This is a genomic window from Priestia sp. FSL W8-0524, assembly GCF_038005965.1.
Taxonomy (GTDB): Bacteria; Bacillota; Bacilli; order Bacillales; family Bacillaceae_H; genus Priestia; species Priestia zanthoxyli.
On sequence record NZ_JBBOUG010000001.1, the window covers coordinates 2,501,116 to 2,522,598 of the forward strand.

Annotated in this window: 19 protein-coding genes and 1 other annotated feature; of the genes, 5 read left to right on the forward strand and 14 right to left on the reverse strand. The window is 37.6% G+C overall.

From position 1 onward, the window contains the following. Positions 1-108: 108 nt before the first annotated feature. Positions 109-753, reverse strand: a complete 645-nt coding sequence (locus NST66_RS12720; protein ID WP_014459738.1) for a LytTR family DNA-binding domain-containing protein — start codon at positions 751-753, stop codon at positions 109-111. A gap of 158 nt (positions 754-911) precedes the next feature. On the opposite strand from NST66_RS12720, the gene NST66_RS12725 reads away from it, so the two are divergent. Next, on the forward strand, positions 912-1,592 hold the full coding sequence (locus NST66_RS12725) for a DUF421 domain-containing protein (protein ID WP_340843404.1): 681 nt from the start codon (positions 912-914) through the stop codon (positions 1,590-1,592). A 35-nt stretch (positions 1,593-1,627) separates the two neighbouring features. On the opposite strand, the gene NST66_RS12730 is transcribed toward NST66_RS12725, so the two are convergent. The 5 genes from NST66_RS12730 to NST66_RS12750 all read right to left on the reverse strand — a co-directional run bounded on the left by NST66_RS12730 (position 1,628) and on the right by NST66_RS12750 (position 6,433). Further along, the gene (locus NST66_RS12730; RefSeq protein ID WP_028413037.1) at positions 1,628-3,115 is read right to left on the reverse strand and encodes a DHA2 family efflux MFS transporter permease subunit; all 1,488 of its coding nucleotides are present in this window, start codon (positions 3,113-3,115) and stop codon (positions 1,628-1,630) included. Between the two features lie 280 nt (positions 3,116-3,395). Beyond that, positions 3,396-3,953 (reverse strand): 3D domain-containing protein, encoded by a 558-nt coding sequence (locus NST66_RS12735; RefSeq protein WP_014459735.1) that lies wholly within the window; start codon positions 3,951-3,953, stop codon positions 3,396-3,398. Positions 3,954-4,283: 330 nt separating this feature from the next. Beyond that, positions 4,284-4,418, reverse strand: a complete 135-nt coding sequence (locus NST66_RS12740; protein WP_255287274.1) for a hypothetical protein — start codon at positions 4,416-4,418, stop codon at positions 4,284-4,286. Positions 4,419-4,578: 160 nt separating this feature from the next. Further along, positions 4,579-5,463, reverse strand: a complete 885-nt coding sequence (locus NST66_RS12745) for a superoxide dismutase (RefSeq protein WP_016764472.1) — start codon at positions 5,461-5,463, stop codon at positions 4,579-4,581. 139 nt (positions 5,464-5,602) lie between these two features. Beyond that, a complete protein-coding gene (locus NST66_RS12750; RefSeq protein WP_099331088.1) occupies positions 5,603-6,433 on the reverse strand; it encodes a glycosyl transferase family 2 in 831 nt (276 codons plus the stop codon). Positions 6,434-6,665: 232 nt separating this feature from the next. On the opposite strand from NST66_RS12750, the gene NST66_RS12755 reads away from it, so the two are divergent. After that, a complete protein-coding gene (locus tag NST66_RS12755; RefSeq protein WP_098113092.1) occupies positions 6,666-7,331 on the forward strand; it encodes a cupin domain-containing protein in 666 nt (221 codons plus the stop codon). Between the two features lie 57 nt (positions 7,332-7,388). On the opposite strand, the gene NST66_RS12760 is transcribed toward NST66_RS12755, so the two are convergent. From NST66_RS12760 to NST66_RS12770, 3 genes are all read right to left on the reverse strand, one after another. After that, on the reverse strand, positions 7,389-7,625 hold the full coding sequence (locus NST66_RS12760; protein WP_226313298.1) for a hypothetical protein: 237 nt from the start codon (positions 7,623-7,625) through the stop codon (positions 7,389-7,391). Between the two features lie 55 nt (positions 7,626-7,680). Next, the gene (locus NST66_RS12765; RefSeq protein ID WP_033579247.1) at positions 7,681-8,265 is read right to left on the reverse strand and encodes a hypothetical protein; all 585 of its coding nucleotides are present in this window, start codon (positions 8,263-8,265) and stop codon (positions 7,681-7,683) included. A gap of 84 nt (positions 8,266-8,349) precedes the next feature. Further along, the gene (locus NST66_RS12770; RefSeq protein WP_033579248.1) at positions 8,350-9,057 is read right to left on the reverse strand and encodes a Type 1 glutamine amidotransferase-like domain-containing protein; all 708 of its coding nucleotides are present in this window, start codon (positions 9,055-9,057) and stop codon (positions 8,350-8,352) included. Positions 9,058-9,165: 108 nt separating this feature from the next. On the opposite strand from NST66_RS12770, the gene NST66_RS12775 reads away from it, so the two are divergent. Beyond that, positions 9,166-9,669: an immunoglobulin-like domain-containing protein gene (locus NST66_RS12775; RefSeq protein ID WP_033579249.1), complete on the forward strand. Its 504-nt coding sequence runs from the start codon at positions 9,166-9,168 to the stop codon at positions 9,667-9,669. 42 nt (positions 9,670-9,711) lie between these two features. On the opposite strand, the gene ileS is transcribed toward NST66_RS12775, so the two are convergent. Continuing rightward, entirely contained in the window at positions 9,712-12,810 is a 3,099-nt protein-coding gene (ileS, locus tag NST66_RS12780; RefSeq protein ID WP_340843405.1) for an isoleucine--tRNA ligase, read from the reverse strand. Positions 12,811-12,862: 52 nt separating this feature from the next. Then, positions 12,863-13,104: a binding site (T-box leader), on the reverse strand. On the opposite strand from ileS, the gene NST66_RS12785 reads away from it, so the two are divergent. Beyond that, complete coding sequence (locus NST66_RS12785) at positions 13,072-13,386, forward strand: hypothetical protein (RefSeq protein WP_340843406.1); 315 nt, start codon at positions 13,072-13,074, stop codon at positions 13,384-13,386. Its footprint overlaps the feature before it by 33 nt. An 81-nt stretch (positions 13,387-13,467) precedes the next feature. On the opposite strand, the gene NST66_RS12790 is transcribed toward NST66_RS12785, so the two are convergent. Then, positions 13,468-14,124, reverse strand: coding sequence for a DUF6037 family protein (locus NST66_RS12790; RefSeq protein WP_098113097.1), 657 nt, complete (start codon positions 14,122-14,124; stop codon positions 13,468-13,470). Between the two features lie 290 nt (positions 14,125-14,414). Here NST66_RS12790 and NST66_RS12795 point away from each other — a divergent pair, with 290 nt between their 5' ends. Beyond that, positions 14,415-15,371, forward strand: a complete 957-nt coding sequence (locus tag NST66_RS12795) for a patatin-like phospholipase family protein (RefSeq protein WP_154973021.1) — start codon at positions 14,415-14,417, stop codon at positions 15,369-15,371. 953 nt (positions 15,372-16,324) lie between these two features. Here the strand turns inward: NST66_RS12795 and NST66_RS12800 are convergent. Genes NST66_RS12800 through NST66_RS12810 form a run of 3 tightly spaced genes read right to left on the reverse strand, consistent with a single transcriptional unit; the run spans position 16,325 to position 21,465 of the window. Then, complete coding sequence (locus NST66_RS12800; RefSeq protein ID WP_154973022.1) at positions 16,325-17,125, reverse strand: hypothetical protein; 801 nt, start codon at positions 17,123-17,125, stop codon at positions 16,325-16,327. A 12-nt stretch (positions 17,126-17,137) separates the two neighbouring features. Further along, positions 17,138-20,590: a hypothetical protein gene (locus tag NST66_RS12805; RefSeq protein ID WP_154973023.1), complete on the reverse strand. Its 3,453-nt coding sequence runs from the start codon at positions 20,588-20,590 to the stop codon at positions 17,138-17,140. Further along, complete coding sequence (locus NST66_RS12810; protein ID WP_154973024.1) at positions 20,587-21,465, reverse strand: DUF4007 family protein; 879 nt, start codon at positions 21,463-21,465, stop codon at positions 20,587-20,589. Before NST66_RS12810 ends, NST66_RS12805 begins: the two co-directional genes overlap by 4 nt. Positions 21,466-21,483: the final 18 nt, after the last annotated feature.

Below are 21,483 nucleotides of genomic sequence, written 5' to 3' on the forward strand. Positions count from 1 at the left end.
CTTTTTACCATTTTACTGTAAAGAAAGCGTCCACAAGAGTTTTTGGAATGAAATGGACAAAAATAGCGACAAAACAGCATATTTGATGATAATGAAGCTAAATGACGGTTAAAACCCAAGCAGCTTTCGAAAATAACTGGCGTACGACTGACTGACCGGAATTTTTTCTCCATTGTTCATCACTAATAAAAAAGTCGAATGTGTATCAGGATAAATTTCTTGAATTTGTGTCACATTGACGATAAAGGAACGATGACAGCGCACAAACTCTTCTTTTGGAAGCACATAATCAAATTCATTTAACGTGTATTTATGCGTACCCGTATACTTCTGTGCGTACACATAGGTTTTTCGGTCACGCGCTTCTACGTAGATGATTTTTGAGAAAGGAACCGGTATCCATCCTTCGTTCACCTTTAACGTCACAACTGACTTTCCGCTCGTTAACGCAGGAAAAATCGCCGTTACGCATCCTTGAACATCTCCTTCATCTAAAAAAGGCACGGCCATGCCGTAGTAAGGTGTGCCGAACACGTCTCGGTGAATAAATTCCGATACTTTTTGCTTTCGTTCTAATGCTTTATATGTAATCGTTCCTTTTTTTATTTGATCTCCAGGGCTGATTTTCAAATTAATTCGTTTGCTTGCTCGGTAATACACGTACGTTTCTAGATCTGAAACGGCAATCGACGCTTCATCGGAGAACAATTCACTGATAACATCTAGTAGGGCTGAGGCTTTAAATGGTTTCATGGTTTCACCTTCTTTTGTCTAGTTAAACACGTTGCTTCTTTATTGTAGCGCAAAAGCAAAAGCGATTGGGAGACAAGCATGGAATTTATCCTTTTAACTGCATAAAATTTCTATTTTTTCACAACATAAAACAATGAAATGAAGGAAGGGTGAAATGTATGGGGTATGCTGAATCGACGTTTCGAATCGCCTGTTCATTTTTTGTGTTGCTTCTTTTAACGCGGCTCATGGGAAAAACAGAAATCAGCCAGTTAAATGTATTTACATTTATTACGGCGATTACGATTGGTAATATTGCTTCTTCCCTTTCCACTGATAAGCGAGTAGAGATTGATAAAGGAGTTTATTCACTGCTAGGATGGACATTTTTAACATTCGCTATGGGCTATATTGGAATGAAATCGAAAAAAGCACGGCATCTTATTACCGGTGAGCCTAAAATTGTGATTAAGCAAGGAAAAGTGATGGAAAAGGCGTTAAAACAAGTGCGGCTAGATATTGAATCTCTTTTAGGCATGCTGAGGCAGCAAAACGTATTTTCCATAAAAGATGTCGAATACGCCATATTAGAAATAAATGGAAATCTTTCCGTTATGCAAAAACAAGATAAAAAGCCAAACGCGTGGTCAAAAACGCTTTTATTTCCCACTTCAACCGGCGTTATTTACGACGGAAAAGCGAATGAAGATGCGTTGAAGGACCTGCACGTAGATCATAACTGGCTGCATAAGCAGCTCGAAAAAGCCGGAGTCAAATCAATTGATGACGTCTTTTATGCTGAGGTTCAGTCGGACGGATCGCTTTATATTGACTATAAAAAAGATAAATTTAACTCATAAAAAAAATCCGTACCATATAAGGCACGGATTTTTTATTAGCTTGCTTTTTTTACACGATTTGTAATGGTATCTTCTTTTGGTGATGTTTTGCGAATAAAGAAGGCTAAAACAAACGCGATCACACTTAAAATCGTTGCGATCATAAACGCATCGTTAATACCCATTGCTGTACCTTGATTCACAGCTTCAGCCATACTGCCTTTATCTGTCGGCAAAATTTGCTGATTCGTTACGATGTTTTTCACGTGTTTTTCACCTTGATTCATCATAATGGATACAAAGAACGCCATTCCTACAGCTCCGGCAACCATTCGAAGCGTATTAACCATCGCGGTACCGTATTTATTTAAGCTAAGCGCAAGCTCATTTAATCCAGCTGTAAAGATCGGCATCATAAGCAGTGACATCCCAAACATACGAACAGTATAGACAATCATGACATACATAAATGTTGTGGTTGTTTCAAGCTTTGTTAATTCATATGTTGTCACAACGGTAATTGCTAAACCAATAACAGCAAGCCATCTTGCGCCGAACTTATCAAACAGCCTTCCTGTAATCGGAGACATAATCCCCATTACAATTCCCCCAGGAAGTAGCAGCAAGCCTGAAAGAAATGGTGAAAAGCCGCGTACATTTTGCATATAAATCGGCATTAAAATCATACCTGAAAACATTGCCATCGTCACAATTACGTTAATAATTGTTGTCAGCGTGAACATACGGTAACGGAAAATACGGAATTCAAGAAGCGGCTGATCGATTTTTAACTGACGGAAAATAAAGAACAGAATTGAAATACCGCCTACAATGAACATGGCTAATACCTCAGTGCTGGTCCAGCCCTTTGTACCGCCCGTAGCGAACGCATACAGTAAGCCGCCAAATCCAATTGTTGATAAAATAACGCCAAGCACGTCTAGCTTAGGTCGGCTTGTTTCCGTTACGTTTTTCACTAAAATAATAGCCGCAATTACGTTGATAAGTGCAATTGGAAACATCATAAAGAATAAAACACGCCATGAGTAGTGCTCAACGATTAAACCAGAAAGTGTCGGCCCTACTGCCGGCGCGAAGTTCATGGCTACTCCAAAAATCCCCATCGCAAAACCGCGTCGGTCAGGCGGGAATAATGTGAAAATAACGTTTGTAATTAACGGAAATAAAATTCCTGCTCCTGCAGCTTGCACGACGCGTCCCACTAAAATAACAGAAAATGTCGGTGCGATACCGCAAAGGAGTGTTCCTACTGTAAACAGACCCATTGCTGTAATATACAGCTGCCTTGTCGTAAATCGATTCATTAAAAATGCTGTAATTGGAATAACAATTCCGTTTACTAACATAAAGATGGTTGTTAACCAGTTCCCCGTAGCCGCCGTTACATGGAAATGATCCATCATTTGCGGAAGCGCAATGTTAATTAGCGTTTGATTTAAAAAAGCGACGAGCGCTCCCATTATCATTACGCCAAAAATAGACCGAGTTCGCGCTTGATCGGACTGTTGTGTTTGTGTATTCATTTTAACAAGACCTTTCCCTTTTAAAATTATCTGTATGTAAATCTTCAGATGACAAACAGGTTAAGAATATAGTTTATGTGTTCATTCTATTAATTTATGTCACGAATATTTAATGAACTTAATTATATACCGGATAAATATATCCGTTTCCGAAATATTTGTCAACAAATATGATCATTTTCGTAAAACTTTTCCATCAGTATATATAAAGTAGGATGTCCTTTAATGAAGAAAAAAATGAGAGCCTTTCAACGAAGGCTCTCATTTCTTTAAGGAATACTTATTTTAAGATTTGAACTTTTACTGTTTTTCTTCCCCATTTTAACGCTTCTTTTTGAGAAGGAAGAAGAACATCAATTTTATTTCCTTTAATCGCACCGCCTGTATCAGCTGCGATTGCCGTGCCATAACCTTCTACGTATACTTTTGAACCAAGCTTAATCACTTTTGGATCGACAGAAATCACTTTTTGATTTGGATTCTTTTTCAAATCGATTCCAATCGCCGTTTTTCCGCTGCAGCCTTTGCAGTTCGCTGTGTACGCTGTTGCTGTTACTTTAAATTCTTTCACAACGTTTGAAGACTTCGCAGGCGCTGCTTTAGCAGGCGTGCTTGATTTTACTTGAGATACTTTTAATACTTGTTTCGGATGAATGCTGTCTGACTTTAAGTTATTCCACTGTTTCAGCTGACTAACCGATACTTTGTATGTCTTTGCAATTTTGTATAGCGAATCTCCGCTTTTTACTGTATATGTATTTGTTGCAGCTGATGCACCACTTGCCACTCCGAACAGTGACATTAGAACTAAACTGAACGTAATCATTGTCTTTTTCATGTAATTGATTTCCCCTTTATCTACCAATACATAAAAAATAACACATGAATATTACAGTTATATTTCAATAACATGTCAATATTTTGATAGTTTAGTTACAGTAAAAATAAAGATTCTTCCTTTTAAACTAGTAAATTAATCACCTTTACTCTTCAAAAACATACATATTTAGGCATATAACGGTGCTTTTACACACATTGATATTAGATTATTTCATTTGTAACATTTAACTGGTTCTAGAGGCTTATACTTTATTTTAAATTGGTTATTTAGAACATAGTTTATTTAAAATCAATAAATGCGTTAAAGGATCTTAATATAAATCACTTTTTACACCGCAGTTGATTTCCGTGCAAGACTTCGCTTTCCGCGGATGGCCGATGAGCCTCCACGTCGCTTGCGCTCCTGCGGGGTCTCATCTATTCCACTATTTCTACAGGAGTCTTCGTCTTGCTCTCCAATCAACTGCTAGAAGCGTATACATATATCAACCGCCATAACAATAAAAAATCCGAACGCGTTGGATTCTCCATCAAGAATCTCGATTCATCGTTCGGATCTTTCTTCAACTAATATAATTTTTTCATATCCTCTTTATTTGAAATTAAGATAACTGCAATACTTGTTAATACGGCTGCCACTGAAGCATTCTAGCTGCCTCAAACCTTTTTTCTACATTCGGCCAGTAAACGATTTTCCACCAATTATCAACGTATGGATCACGTTCATTTTTGTACTGTAAATAATATGCGTGTTCCCATACGTCTAATACGAGCAGCGGAATCGTATCCCACTGCGTGAGAAGCTGATGGCGCTCAGCTTGCAGAACTTCAAGCTTTCGGGAACGCGGCGACCATACTAAGATTGCCCAACCAACACCTTCTACTTTTTTAGCGGCTTGAGAAAAGTGCATCATAAACTTCTCATAGCTGCCAAAGTCTTTTTGAAGCTGCTGCAGCAGCTGTCGTCTCGGTCGTCCTCCTCCTTCTGGACTCATAATCTCCCAAAAGATTGTGTGTAAGTAATGACCGGAGCCATGAAAAGAAGCTTCCCGTTCCCAATGTTTTATGAGGTCAAAATTGTTTGTGTTACGTGCTTGCTGCAGCATGAGCTCTGCTTTATTTAATCCATCGACATAGCTTTGGTGATGCTTGCTGTGATGAAGACGCATAATTTCCCGGTTAATATACGGTTCAAGAGCTGAATAGCTATAGCCAAGCGGCGGCAGCTCGTGCTGTCCTGGCGCTATCGATTCTCGCTCCCTGCCGTCGTCTCCAAGCCGCTCTTTTAAAACTTTATCAATATGCCGCACTGCATTATTGATTTCTTCTAACGTATATTCGTTGACATCTTCTTCGCTTAAATATTCAAGAACGTCTTCTTGCGTGCGCGTTATATATGACGTTATATCTACTTCTGTAATGGCTTCTTCAAATACAGGATCACATACTTGTTCAAGCCAGGTCTGAACTTCCATCAAGTATCTTTTTCTCTCATCTTGATCGGCCATACTTCCCCTCCTTACACCTCATCTTCACTATCATATTCAAAAGAAAAAGCAACATAACTTCCTACTTGTATCTATTGAGGTAGAAAATTCGACATAAAAAAGCAAGAGCTCCTTAAAGGATAAACTCTTGCCTTTTTTCTTATATCTTCTTCGCCATATTCACATAATCAATCGTTTCTTGCTTACTAACAGCTGCGTGCTTCAGCTTCGGGTCATAATAGAGCTCCACTTTTATATTATTAATTTCACAGCCGTCTGGCATATCCTGCAAATCCGTTAGAAACGGCAGCAAGTGATTGTTCATATCGTATTCAAACGCCCCGTTTTGCAAGTAATACACCTTTGGCACATAGTTAATATGGCGAAAAAACTTCACTACGTTAATTCGCTCACCGTATGAGGCGATCACTTCATCTTCTGTCAAGTTCGGATAAGATAAATTAAACACTTGCCGAACCGGCGTTTTCAGCCACTTGGTCAAGCAAGTCTGCGGATTATTGACAAGCGCTTTTGCTCCTTTTACGTACCCCGCTAAAAACATTGACATAAAGCCGCCGCCCGAAGATCCGTAAAATAGCACATTAGACGAACTCACCTGTACTTTTTTCATGAACTTTTCAATTAAAACCGCAATGTCTTTTAAATAAAAACGGTCGCTTGTCCCTTGCCCCCACGCAAGCGACACCTTTCCTAAATAAAGCGTAGGATCGTTATAATAAATAATTGAATCTTGGAATTCATTCATCCACGAATGGCGCTGAAAATATGGAGGACCTGCCGGCATTTCTTGACTTGCTCCTCCTCCTGAACCAAACACAAGCAAATGAGAAGACTCTTTTTTTAATCTCACCAAAAACTCAAACAGCACTCCGTTCCACTCGACTCCTACTAAAATGGGCTTATCAAACGGCAGCTGAAGTTCATCCAGCTTTTCATACGTACTAGTTATCTTTTCATATTGATCAAGCAACAGCTCTGCAACTCACTTTCCTTAAAATGATCCGTCTTATGCGTCTGACATTGATCATGGCTCTGTAAAAAAAGAACCTGTTACAGTGTATGAAAATCAGTGGACAAATGTTTGTACACGTTATCAAAAATAAGGCCTTACCTACATATCCTCCTAGGCTTCTGTCACGAAATAAAACTCTCTACATACGATACAGCATCATAAAAAATTCAAGGATAGGAGCTGGAGACCCTTGTCAACGCCCTATATGGATTACAATAATCCAAACGTACAATACTTTTCTGATGTGAACAAAAACAGACTTAATACGCGAAACGATCAAAATTACATTAACCGATTAGGCCGGGATGTGCTCAACACATTAGGAAATGTATCATTACTTGATATTTACTTAAGCAAAAGCCGCGTAGTCGAACCGCACTATCACCAAAATGCCGCTGAGCTAGTCTACTGCATTTCAGGCTCAGCCGTCGTTTCATTAATCAATCCGTTTAACAATGAAGTCACAAATATTCCGATTACTCCCGGTCAAGTAGCTAATATCCCTCAAGGCTGGTGGCACTGGGAAATTGCGTCTGAAGACAATACGCATTTACTTGCCATTTTTGACGCTCCTTATCCGGAATACATTTTTGGATCTGATATTTTAAATAAAACGCCTATTGAAGTCCTTGCTCACACGTACTGCTTAGATCCGGAGCAGCTAAAGAAAACGCTGGCTCCGCTAAAAAATCAAACCATCGTGATTGGACCAACGGACGAATGCGGAGAAAAAGAACACTATAAAAAGAAAAAACAAGGAGGCCCTGTACACCACCAGCAGCCTACTTATACGTATCCTCCGCCTCAAAATCCTTATTACTCTCCTCAAAATCCCTATCACTATCGATATTGGTAGAGACAAAAAAACCCCGCTGCCAGTGCAACGGGGTTTTTTAACGAATACATAACGTTATTAATCTGTATATGTACTGTGAAAAGCGGCTTCAATATATGCAACTTGGAAATGATAATGTCCAATTAAATATTTCACAATGTCCACTTGATCGATTTTGCCAGGCTTATCGACCATCGCTTCTTTCACCATTTTTTCAAATGTACCTTGATCAAATTGTTCTTCATGAATAACAATTGTTTCAGAGTACGTTTCGCCTTGCCCTTCTGAAATGCGGTAGTAATACAATTTCTTCACCTCAATTTATATTAAATGTATGTATACCCTTAACTACTCATTTTAAAACATTTTTTCAGCGTTCTTTTTCTACTTTACGATAGGCTGCGGCTTTTGCTTTTACGAGCAGCCTTGTAACCCAATACGCTACTAACGTTATTCCTATATCAATCAGAAAAATATAAAACAAGCTCATTCCTTTTCCTGAATCAATAAATTTAAAATGGTGTTCAAGAGGGGCTAGCCCAAATGAAAAAACAGCGCTCAGCAGAATTGTATACAGATAAAAATTCTTTTGGTGATTCGTACAATATTGATAAAGCAGCAGAAAGCCTACCGGCAAAATAGAAGCGGTAATATTCGTTGCGTTCGGAAGCAGCGGCGTTAAAAAAAACGTGTGCGTTAAATGACCGCTTCTCCCAAGTGCAATATCAATATATGCCCAGAGCATGTGCACTGTGTAACCGAAGAAAAACACCTCAAAGATCCTCGTCCGATCTACGGTCAAATACAACAACACAAGAGGAAGAACGAGCGAAGCAAGCACCACCCAAAACTGCCAGTTTCCAAAATCTGAATACTGATGCCAATACGACGATAATAACTCCTGCAGCTTATCGCTTTGTTCATGTATGTGTCCCCAGTATCGTTCATAACTCACTGAAGTAACCTCCTATATAGAGTCTCTGCTTATGTATGTACGAATAAGCTCCATTTTATACAGAGAAACATGGAAAGCGGCCATTTATTGCTTGTGATCACCCAAATAGGTCACCAGGAGTTCACGTTCAATGATTTTGCTCGCTTTTCGATCAACAGCGTACGCTTTTGCTGTAGACCTTGAGCTAACTGACGCGGATAGCTTCTCATCTTTAAAATGCAGCGCGACTCCGTCATCTACAGCGTAGCCTTCTTTCATTTCCCTGCTTGCCATTAACTCATGATACGAAGGTCTTCGATTGCTTTCTCCGTCGTAGTGAGGACAGTTGCTGCCCGTTAAAAATCCTAAACAGTCGATTTTAGACAGTTTATTGTTCATTGAATCGGTGACGCCTTCTTCAAACCAGCAAATCGAACCTGCGCTTATTCCTGCTAAGATTATTCCTTTTTTATAAGCTTCTTTTAGAATTGTATCAAGTCCCCACTCTTTCCATAAAGAAAGCATATTCCTTGTATTACCGCCGCCTACATACAAAATATCGTGCTGCATCACATATGCTTTTAAATTCATAAAGTTTGGTGAAAACAGCGATAAATGAGACGGTTTGCATACCAACTTCTCAAACGCTTCATAAAACCTTTCTATATAATTATCGGCATCTCCGCTGGCTGTAGGGATAAAACAGATTTTCGGCACATCTATATGAGCTTGTGAAAGTATGTATTGATCCAGAAGCAAGTTATCCGGCTCCATCGAAAAACCTCCGCCGCCCATGGCTATAATTTGTCTCATTTCAATCATTCCTTTCAAAAAAGTGATATAGGAAATGTAAATTCATACTATTTCAAACAAGAAATTTTCCGTATAATGGAAGAGTGATAAAAAGGTGGTGCAAAGCTCTTGAAAATAGTACGAACACTTTTACTAATACTAGGCATTTTTATTATCTTGTTTTGTATCTTTGGCTATATCGATTATAACGGTCAAAAAATGGAACTTGGAGCCAAACAAGAAAAAAACATTCCTTCTTCCATTAACACTGACGGGGGAACTATTACGCTATCTGCTGTCAGTAAAAAATACGATAAAACGCAGTTTGGCTTTTTTGTTATTCAAAACAATTCGACGCATACCTTAACGATTCCTTATGAAAATACGGCGGATCACTTAAAAGACGGAAAGTGGTACGAAGTTGTGCTAAACGGATTGGAGTTTCCTGATAAAACTGTCACGCTGAAGCCAGGGAAATCACTCAAATTAGATATCGCAACTCCTAACTACAAAGTAGGAAAATATCGTTTTGTTCAACACTTTAAAGATGAAAACGGAAAAGAGTATGTACTAGCGGCTCCTTTTGAAATCGTTTGGCCGAGTCTTAAAAATGTTCTCGGACAGTTTGATTAAAGGTAAAAAAGCACTTACCTGCTATGAGGTAAGTGCTTTTTATCAGCTCTGATTTAAAACGCGAAGCGTAACTTGCTTTGTTCCGACTTTTACCGTCTCTCCGTTTTTGATGGCTTCTTTCACACTGAGACTGTGCAGCAGAAGATTTTCTTGAAGCAATGTTTCAAACTTCGCGACGGCTTTCCGTACTTCTTCGTCTCCGCTAAGTTCCAAATCAATACGTAAGTTCACGGGTAAATCCAGCTTTTTACGATAGTCTTGAACCGCTCGAATTACTTCACGAGCGACTCCTTCCTGCACGAGTTCTTCGGTTAACGCCGTATCCAACACCGCAGTATACATGCCGTTTGATGCAACCGCAAAACCTTCTTTTGGCACTTTTTCAACGAGTACGTCTGCCGTTTCAAGCGTTAGATTTTCTCCTGAAGCAAGCGTAACACTCAGCTTGCCTTGTTCAACAAACTCTTTCCCTTTCTCTTCTGAAAGGTTTTTCAGCGCTTGGTTGATCTCATTAACTTGTTTCCCGAACTTTGGCCCAGCCTGTTTAAAATCAAGTTTTAATACGTATGAAACAAGTTTGTCGTCGTCTTGCTCCACGTTAAAGTTCTTTACATTAAGCTCATCTTTGATGACATCATGGTATGCTTCCCACTCTACATCTTCTTCCGTTACCACAAGTGAAAGACTTTGCAGAGGCTGCTTTACTTTTAACGAATGCGTATTTCGGATGCTTCGGCCTAGCTCAACTACTTGCAGTACCGCTGCCATTTCTTTTTCCAGCTTTTCATTCACTTTGGTTTGATCATACACAGGATAGTCTGCTAAATGAACGCTTTTCCCTGTCAGATTTTCATGAACATCATCCGCAACAAACGGCGTAAACGGTGCTAACAGCTGACTAAGCGTGACTAACACTTCATGAAGCGTATCGTAAGCCGCTGCTTTTTCTCCGTCCATCCCTTCTGACCAAAAGCGATCGCGAGAACGTCGTACATACCAGTTGCTTAGCTCTTCAATGAATGCTGCGATTTCACGAGCGGCACTTGTAAACCCGTAATCTTCAAGATGTGCTGTTGCTCGCTTAACCGTACTATGCAAACGCGAAAGAATCCACTCATCCAATTTTGTTTTTTTCAATTCGTACGTTTGCTCAGGGTCATAGCCGTCAAGCTTGGCGTACAGAACGTAAAAGCCGTACACGTTCACTAGGGTATCAATCACTTTTGATTTCGCTTCTTGCACGACCCGCTCTGAAAATTTCTTCGGATTCCAAGGTGCACTGTCTGCTAAAAGCGCCCATCTAAGCGCATCCGCACCAAATGTATGAATAAGATCAACAGGGTCTAGCGCATTTCCTTTACTTTTAGACATCTTTTGACCGTTTTCATCTAACACGTGGCCAAGAGACAAAACGCGCTTATAAGGCGCTTTTCCAGTAAACAGCGTTGAAACTGCCATCAAGCTGTAAAACCAGCCGCGCGTTTGATCAATTCCTTCTGCGATAATGTCTGCTGGAAACTGCTTTTGAAACAGTTCGCTGTTTTCAAACGGATAGTGATACTGCGCAAACGGCATCGATCCGCTGTCAAACCAAACGTCAATCACTTCCGGCGTTCGCTTCATTTCTCCGCTGCAGACCGGACACGTCAGCTGCACGTCATCTACATAAGGCTTATGAAGTTCAATGCTGTCATCAACGGAATGAGACGCATGATTTTGAAGCTCTTTGATACTTTTCGGAGCTACTTGATGCGCACATTCCCCGCATTCCCATACGTTCAGCGGCGTTCCCCAGTAGCGCTTTCTGCTGATGTTCCAGTCCACCATATTTTCTAAAAAGTTGCCAAAGCGGCCGTGCTTGATATGATCCGGGTACCACGTCACACTTTCATTGTTTTTCAAAAACTGTTCCTTCAACGCCGTCGTTTGGATAAACCAGCTTTCATTTGCGTAATAAAGAAGCGGCGAGTCGCATCGCCAGCAAAACGGATAGCTGTGCTCATGCTTTTCTTTATGATACAGCACGCCTTCATTTGCTAAATAACGAACGATATCAACGTCGCAGTCTTTCACGAAACGCCCTTGAAAAGGCGGCACTTCAGACGTGTACTGTCCTTTTTCATCCACTACGTTCACAAACGAAAAGCCGTTTTCTTTTACGACTCTGTAATCATCTTCACCATATGCAGGTGCTAAATGAACAACACCCGTTCCGCTTTGGTCCGTTACATAATCAGCCGTTACGACTTCATGACCTTTTTCAACGTTCACAAAATCAAACGGTGGCTCATACGAGATCCCTTTTAACTCATTTCCTTTATGATGAGATAAAACGCTATATTCTCCTTTTAACACTTTGTCTGCGAGCGCTTCTGCCACTATATACACGCTGTCGCCTTGCTGAGCGCGAACGTAGTTCATCTCTTCATGCACCGCAAGCGCCACGTTTGACGGAAGCGTCCATGGCGTTGTCGTCCAGCCTAAAAAATACTCGTTATCGCGATTTTTCACTTTAAATTTCACCGTTACCGTTAAATCTTTTACATCTTTATACCCTTGCGCCACTTCATGTGAACTTAATGATGTTTGACAGCTCGGGCAGTAAGGTGATACGCGGTGTCCTTTATAAAGAAGTCCTTTATCATGAATCGTACCAAGCACGTTCCATACGCTTTCAATGTAGGAATTCTCCAAGGTGATGTAAGGGTCTTCCATATCAACCCAATAGCCGAGCTGCTCCGTGAACGTGCGCCATTGTTTTTCATACACAAACACACTTTCCTTACACTTGTTGATAAAAGCTTCTACGCCGTATTTTTCAATGTCATGCTTCCCCGATATCCCGAGCTGCTTTTCGACACCGAGCTCTACCGGCAGTCCATGCGTATCCCAGCCTGCTTTTCGAATCACTTGATGCCCCGTCATCGTTTTATAACGAGCCACCACGTCTTTAATCGTCCGGCCTAGCGCGTGCCCCACGTGAGGCAAACCGTTGGCTGTTGGAGGCCCTTCATAAAATACAAACGAAGGATACCCTTCTCGATTTTGAACCGACTGCTGAAACACATTTCCTTTTTGCCACTGCTGCTGGATACGCTGTTCGCGCTCTTGCGAAGACTCCCTTACATTCACTTCTTTCATGTGATACCACTCCTTTTAAAGTTAAAAGCACACAAAGAAACCCGTCCCTATGACTAGGGACGGGTTTTAACCGCGGTACCACCCTGGCTTCTATTGATCCGTTCATCAATAGCACTCAGCAACGTACAATCATACGCGTTCTTTTTAACGGTAGACTACCGTTCAAACTTACTTATAGTTCAGTTTGACTTCTCAGAGAGGATATTCCCCTGCGGCTTGAACACCGGCTTTCAGCTATCACCAGCTCTCTGTGGAACAAACTTGCAGCGTACTGATTCTCTTCAACGAATTTGTGTGCTTTTATTAGTAGCTATTGTATGCGGTTTGGAAGGGAATGTCAATGTTTTGAAATCCTTATTGAGATCCAAAGGTTTAGATCTAGGTTATTTTGTTTCTGCACTTAACATTTGTTCGATTTTATTACGCGCTGTTATTCCGTTCTTATCTTTCCATTCAGAAGTTCCGCTGCTTCTTCGCTGTGTAATAAATATGGCTGCGGCTGAGACGGTACAGAAAACATGGTCTTGTACAAGTACATATCACACATCTTTGCTTTCTAATACATTACTTCTATAAACATCGCGACGTTTACAATATAAATTACAAGACATCTTTTATAACTAAAGAAAAGCTAATATAAAAAGTAAAAATTTTTATTTATGAATTATTTTTCTTTTCTTTCCAGCGCAAAAGAATATCCTCATCTGTTTTTTGTCTTGAAGGATCCTCAGAAAAACAAAAACTTATTGTAGTATCATCCTTTAGTTTCTCAAATAATTCTGGTCTGAATATTGCTGCTTTTTGATTATTCTCAGGACTCCGTTGTCCTGATGTACCATCTTTTTTGGTTCCATTTCTCTTTACACCAATACAATAAATGCCCTTAGAAGAATCCGTGTCCGTTTTATTCAAGTACTCTGTTATAGAACTCTTTAAATCTATCTCTTTATCAACTATTAATTGGTTTGGAATAAAAGTGGAGAACTGCTGTGTAAATTGTTGAATAACATCTCCCAAGTTTTCTTTATATTCAATCCCAAAAAATTTTCTAAATGATTTCATATCAGAGATATGTATCTTATACAAATCTGCATAGGTACAAAAATTTTCGTTCCTCCCCCTCTTTTTAATAAACTCAAGCTTTACAATTGCATACTTACTGTCTTTCTTTTCGCGTTCTGAATAAACTTTCACTAGAACAATATATTCTTGCTTTTTGTACTGAAATAGAAAAACGTCTACAGCCCAATTTCGTTTTTTTAATTCATCTCTTATAATTTTCAAATTTTCTAAAGGTGCCTTTTGTTTATTCAAAATATTCCTCCTATCCCTTTTCTTAATTTCCGAAAAATATTTTTTATAATTATAAAAAATATTTTTACAGATTATATCAAAAAAATGGAATTTCATGAAGGCTAAACTTATTTTAAGATAAGTAAAAAGTTAAGACAAAACTAAAAGACATAAGCCTCTCCTAATACTAAACTCGTATCCTATAAGCTTCCTGAAGAACTGATAAAAGCGATTACTCATACTTATCCAACACATCAAATAAACATATACAGAATAATACCTCTCATGAGATTCGAAAGGAGAAATCACCTTTGACAAAATATCGAATTATGACCTTTGATGGAGGGGGCACTTTAGGTGCTTTAAGTTTACAACTTTTGAATAGATTGGCTTATCAAAACCCTAAGTTAATTAGTGAAACCAATGTTTTTTCAGGAAATTCGATTGGTTCATTTACTGCTCTTGCATTAGCAAGCGGAAGATCACCAGAAGAGACGTTTCAGTTTTTCAAAGATCACATCTTACCGGCGTTCAGCGTTTCCCGACCGGGCGGACCTGTCTTTAACCAGCAACTACCCTATTCTGGCTTTATTAAAGCCATACGAACATTTTTCCCCCGGGACCTTCGCCTTAGAGACTTAAAGAAACGAATTGTTGTGCCTGCATTCCACTTATTTTCACCGGAGCTGAATCGTTGGAATCCTGTGTTATTTCATAATTTTCCTGGCTCTCCCTATCTTAATGAAAAAGCAAGTGACGTAATACTTAGGAGCAGCGCTGCCCCCGCAACGCAAAGAGCTTATCAAAACTACGTAGATGGTTATACAGTGGCAACTAACACAAGTACAGCTAGTATCGCGTTTGCAGTAGGGAAAGCAAAACAGCCGTTGGATCAAATTGCCGTATTATCCATCGGAACAGGTGAACAGCCAACTCAATTAAGAAGAGATACAAAGGGATGGGGAATGGTGAGTGCCGATAACATGCGCCCTGAAGATATAGAGGACCTGCCGCCAAATTGGGGAGTCCTTTTAGACCGGTCTCCTAATGAACCGTTGCTGCCGTTTCTTCAGATTATCTCCGGTGGATCAAGCTACTACGAGTCAATGGTCAGCTCTGAGCTTTTAGGCGATCAGTTTTTCCGGTTAAATCCGCGGATTCCTAATTTCTCTAAAACAGATCCTTCTGTAGTGCCCGCTCTCATTTCAATTGCTAATAAAACGAATTTACGACCTGCTTTTCATTTTATCGAGAAAAACTGGTGTTAATATAATTGTCCTATTAATTCCAGTTTTTCGTTTTTATTGCAAGCACTTGGGCTTTTTACTAGCAACTTAGATTTTATAGAGGGCAATCTCACTATGTTTCTATAAACGAAAAAAATAAAATGGATGTTACGAAAGAAAATATCCAGCTAAAAAACCCCAAGATGTAAGAAGATTATTAGCAAGGGTAATAAATGAATTGCTCCAAGAAGAACCTTCTACTGTTGAAAGAGCTAAAGTAATAGCTACTTTGTCAAATATTATTATAAAAGCTATTGAGGCTGGGGAATTAGATGCGCTGATTAAGGTAATGGAAAAGAGGTTTAAGGAGCTGTAAGGATCAGTCTAAAGTCTAGATTAAAAAATTAGAAGACAGAGTTCCAGCTAGAGAGACTACATCTTCTGATCCCATAATAAAGTGGCTAATAGAAAACAAGCATAGTGAATTTATTTATTGGTTTAACAAAGTCTACCACATAAGATTTAAAGGAGATAATATTACTGAAAGGGAAAGAGATGAGTATGAAGGCCTGACGAAAAGATTGTCTGAGATTAGGGAAGCGCATTCTCATAAAAAAGGATGGAATAACTGTTACTTGATTGCTAGAATTATAGAATTACATTTTCAAAAAATCATCATTATAAAAACCACCTTTACGGTGGTTTTATGTTAAATAATAACTTTAATTGATCTTAAGATAAAATTAAACTTTTTATAAAAAATGCATTTTTAATAAGAAATATTTTTAATTAATTCTGTAATTCTTTTTATCCTGGGCATCAAGAATAGTTCAACTGTATATATATTCCCCCTTTTGGTTGTTATATATATCATAATAAAATACAATTAAAACCTTAGGAACTTGATCGTATCATTATCCTACACACTCTTAAAATCTTTTAAATGCTCAAGTAATTAAAAAAGACGACTCAATATCTCTTGAGCCGTCTAAAATTTAAGAAAACGAGCAAACACAAGGAACTGTATCATCCGGTTTCTTTAAAAATTTATCTACCCCTTCAATTTCCAGTAGTTCTCTGTATTGTTTCAATGTATATGGCTTACTATCTTTTTTAAGAATAGATACGTTCTTTTCAAAGTATTTCCGAAAATCTTCTTCCATTTGCTCTTGTTCAGCGTAACGATCTGGCCACACTTTATATAGCTGTGCATAGTGTTGGAAACCACCTCTTACACAACGTCCCCCACAATTTGCATGTGTAAATCCTAGTTCATACATACGAGGCAATTTAATTCCCCATTCACCTTCGATAATTCCTTTAACATCTATATCTTCTCTAAATGTTTCAATCATTGGAAATCTAGTTTCAATTGGCTCAAGAGGACGATGTTTATAAAATTCTCTTAAATTATCTGAACGATGTGTTTCATGAGGACCAATTCCAAAATAAAGTATTGGCTCAAGATTATGTTCATCTCGTAATTCCTCAAGAAAAAGAATAGTTTGATATACTTTCAATTCTTCTGAGCATTTAGCTAACCTAGCATTCCCTAAGAATCGATAATCATAAAACACTTCTTCAGGTGTTCTTCCATCGATACGCTCTGTTATTTCAATTCCTATATAATCTGCTACCTCTTCCATAAATCTATAGTTGTCTTCATCTTCCCATAATGTATTTGTAAAGAATAGAATACAATTATCCTTACCATATGCTTGTACCATGTTATATGCAACATAAGCACTAGCTGCTCCACCACTAAACATTGCAACATGCACCGGTTTTCTTTCCATAACCTTCACCGCCTATTCTACAAACTTATCTACTAGTTTTAATACTAAATACTCTATTTCATCTTTTGTTACATTTCGTCCGGCATTTTTAATCATTCTTTCAACATTTTTATATATAGTCTCTGACTTTGTCGAAAGGATCACTTTACTAATAGTCTTCACTTTCCCATTATAGGAAACTTGTAGATATTCTCCTTGTGATTCTCCCTTTTCGAGAGTTGCCTTATAATCCGCTTTTAATTGGTTCCTTAACAATTCATTTGTTGCATCCGACCAATTCTTAATTTCGATTCCTACAATGTTATAAGAAAGTTGCTCTAGCCACTTACTAGAATCTGAACAACGTAAAATACTTTTAATTAAGTTATTTTGCTTTTGAACCTCTGGCCTTTGTTGCCCTGCCCATGTGTATAACTCTTCGAAGCTTTCAGTATTAGTAGTAGAAAAAATTTCTGCTTCTAGTTCTGATTTATAATAGTCAAAGTAATTCTCCAGCTCTTGTTTCCATTGTACAACTCTTTCTATTTTCTCTCCATATTTTATGAAAAGTTGTGTTAGTGTTTGTTGCGGATTAATTTCACTTCTACGGATTGTATCTTTTAACCAAACTAATTCCTCACTCATATGATTTGTTATTTGCGTAATTCTAGGTAAGCCTCTTAACCAAGTTAACAGTGCATTATTTAACCTAATAACTATTGGTTTATTTCTTACTATTTCATTCTCATAGTAACCAAAGTTTTCTTCTAATACTTCAAAGAACTTTTGGTATTTAACATCAAAATTATAATAAACATAGTTATACTCAGAAGCTTCATCGAATATCTTATATAACTTTTCACCATTAATGCCGGAGACAAATAAATCATTGCGGTAGAATAGTATTTGGTCCCACTTGTCCCTCAGTAAAGCAACAAAATAAAGAGGAATCAATGGTTCCCTAATGCCGAAAGGTGACTCAATCATAATATTAACAAAATCTTCAAGTGTTCCTGTAGTGTTCTGCTTAATATGATTTGTTAATGCGATACGTAGCTTGTTAAATTCATCTTGGCTAATACCATCTAGATTTGTAATATCTAGTTTATTATTCTTGAAAACAGTAGCATAAATAAGATAGTCTGGGCCTTGTCCTTTGATACCTAAGTTTTCTTCCCTGTAATTATTAATAATATGATCTAGAACTGCATGACCTGCTTTACGTTGTACATTGTTTAATTTTCTCCTATTAAAAGAATCATTTCTAACTTCCGGAGTATGAGGAAAGGCATTAAACATAATTGTACTTAATTTATTCTCTAAAATAATCTCACTCTTGACGTCAATTATCTGTCCATTATAGACCCAAAGAGTATCTTTTCCATATGAAACGTATTTAGAAAGAAAATCATCAATAATAAAATTCAAGTCTTCTTTTCTTAATAATAATTCTTGCTTCAAATACTTATCTTCATTTAGCAATTCTACATTTTCAAGAAGCATATCTATAACAGAATACTCTGTTAGCTGTTCCTCAATTGCTGCGAAAGGCAATTGAGATATACAGAATATAGAAAGCTTATCCTCAACATTTTTAAGTTGTTCAGTAACTGAAGCAAGATCATTCGTAGATTCTAATACTACGTAATAAACTATTGCATCTGCCTTTGTTTGCTCTCGAATACTCTTCCAGTTTAGTTCTTCATTAATTATTTCTGAACTAACTAAAAGCTTTACAGTTGCATAACGAGTTATGCTTTTTTGATCATTATACTCGTTTGCAAAGAAAAAGTGCTTCGGTAAACAGTTCTCTAATACTGTCAATCGTTTTCTTTTAGTTAACACTGCATGCTCCGCGTGATCTGTGACCAACTGCTCTAAATGAAAAGAACTACCTTCTAATAACTCCCAGTACCCTAATACCCTGTTATAACGAATTACTTTTAAAAGGGAAAGCTCTTTTAAGATTGTCGTAATTATTTCTAATTCAACATTCAATGCGAAACAAAGAAATTCAGTATCTAATTTGATTCTAGACTGTAGGCCTGCTAACTGCCAAAGTGTAATAAGCTGGATGAGCTTCAACCCTTTAGAATTTTCTACTATTTGAGGTGTCTTTGTAATTAGGGATTTATATATCCTTAGTACATTTAAATCTTCTCTCCCTGTATCTAGATCATATAAATTTGGAAAGAAATAACTAAACAAATCCGAAGCCAAATAGTATTGTTTTGATTTACTAAGATGATTTAACAAACCTCCTGTTTCGTTGCTCTCTAAGAAAGTGAATAAAGTCCTTTCATTCTGCCCGAAGTTATTAGAAAGATAAGGGAGTAGATAGAGTGCAACAGGGTGTACAGGATAGATCCCTTCGACTATAATTTTTTCAATCTCCTGTTGATTTAATTCCGGAAAGAGAGGATACTTTCTCAAGTAACCTTTAAGAGTGGTTAATGTATTATTGTCTAAATCAATTTCTCCCCTAAAATTCTGTATAATATGATCTGCTAACCTTATGAATGTGGACTTATCACTTTCCACATAGTAAACCTTAAATCGTTTCTCTATTCGTTGAAATTCATTTTTAAAGTCTTCACTCAATAAACTAAAATATTGACGCAAGTTACGATGAGTAATTAAAAGCACATGCAAACTGTCACTATAATGATCTGTTAGTTCAGCTAAATCTTGTAAATCCTGCATCGTCTCATGGATATCATGAGACTCTAGTGTTTGAAGTAACCTCCCAAATTCATCGTATGCAACAAATAGACCTATCCCTTGCTTATTAAGTTCATTTAGGACATGACTTATTTGGTCTGTGAAACTCTCGTTGTACTCAATAACAAATTTAGCTCCTGAGGTTAGTAGCGGATAAACAGACAAAAACCAATCAACCTCATGTTTATCCTGATTCATAACGGCGATACGCCAAATATCTAAATCCTTATCATTCTCCTTCAGAAGTTTTTTAAATTCCCTATATGTCTTAGGGAATTCACTCTCCCATAGACTCACAGTTTCAAGGATTTTACCGTATTGCCCTGGCAAAACAATATTGATTTTATTTTCATTTATAGTTCGTATAATAGCATTTAGAAGCGCTTCACGAAAACGGCCCTCATTTCCATTAAGTACAACCGTTAGATATGTTTTATCTAACTCCCTAACTTTTTCCAACTCTCTATATATATCATCGTGAACTTTGTTAAATTTGCCCCTTAAAGCACTTAATGACCGTTCATCTTCTATCCGTTTAGAAGTCAAATTACCTATGATAGTAGCAATTAGGGATTTACCAGTACCATAAGGACCTACAATAATATGAGAACGCTTATTATTCTTTGGATCATTGAATCCTTTTAATAATCCTAAAAGAGACTCAGCATGTGATGGAGTTGGAAGGTAGCGGTCTATAAATTCCCTTTTTCCTAAGTCAAATTTTATATTTACACTTGTTTTAAAAGTAGTGGTTACGGTCGTCATGCTAATATTTCAACCTTTCGACTATATTCTTCTTTGAGAAACTCAAGCGAATCAACATTTGGAATTCTAATTAAATCTAAGTTATTAGTTCGAACAAAATAAATTGGATGTGTATCATGCATTGATAATTCTGTGAGGGCATTTACAATAGTAGTTCTATTCATATTAAATACTTTCCCCCACAAACCAGGCTGAATTACTAGCTCATCTACTGAAACTGTATCAATGTTTTTAACTAATTTATAATCTAAAAGTACGTACATTAAAGCTGTGAGCCCTACCTTAGAAATAGATAAATTACGTTTATAAACAATACCTTTTTTCTCCTCTAAGATAGCTAGCTTACTTAAAGGGCTCTGAATTACTTCTTCAGGATCAATATTGCTTTGTCCAGCTGTGTAAAGCTTGATTAAACAATCAATGTCCTTTTTCAGGGAATTATTAGAAAAAGGTTTCTTCTCATTCTCTTTGACCCAGTTGATGAGTTCCTGAGACAAACTTTCCTTAGTTGTCATTGTTTCTTTCAATTCATTAAAAAACCAATACCATGTTGTACTAGGTTCTTTCTGTTTACACATGTGATAATGTAAGATTGATGCGGTATCTTGAAATTTAATAAATTTATCATATCGATACAATATTTCCCCTAAATTTGTAATTAAATGTATCTTCTTTCTTTTTTCATTATATACTTCCTCTACTACTCCTGTCGCAACAACCCAATATTTTAAGGACTGAACCATATTTTTGCCAAGCCCCATCTTCTCAAATGCTTCCTTATCATAGAGAAATCTGTTATCCTCTCTTAAATGCCGAATTGCTTTATTAAGCCATCTATCTCTCAAATAGAAACTCTGATGTTGACCATAACCCATAAAAAACTTCCCTTTCCC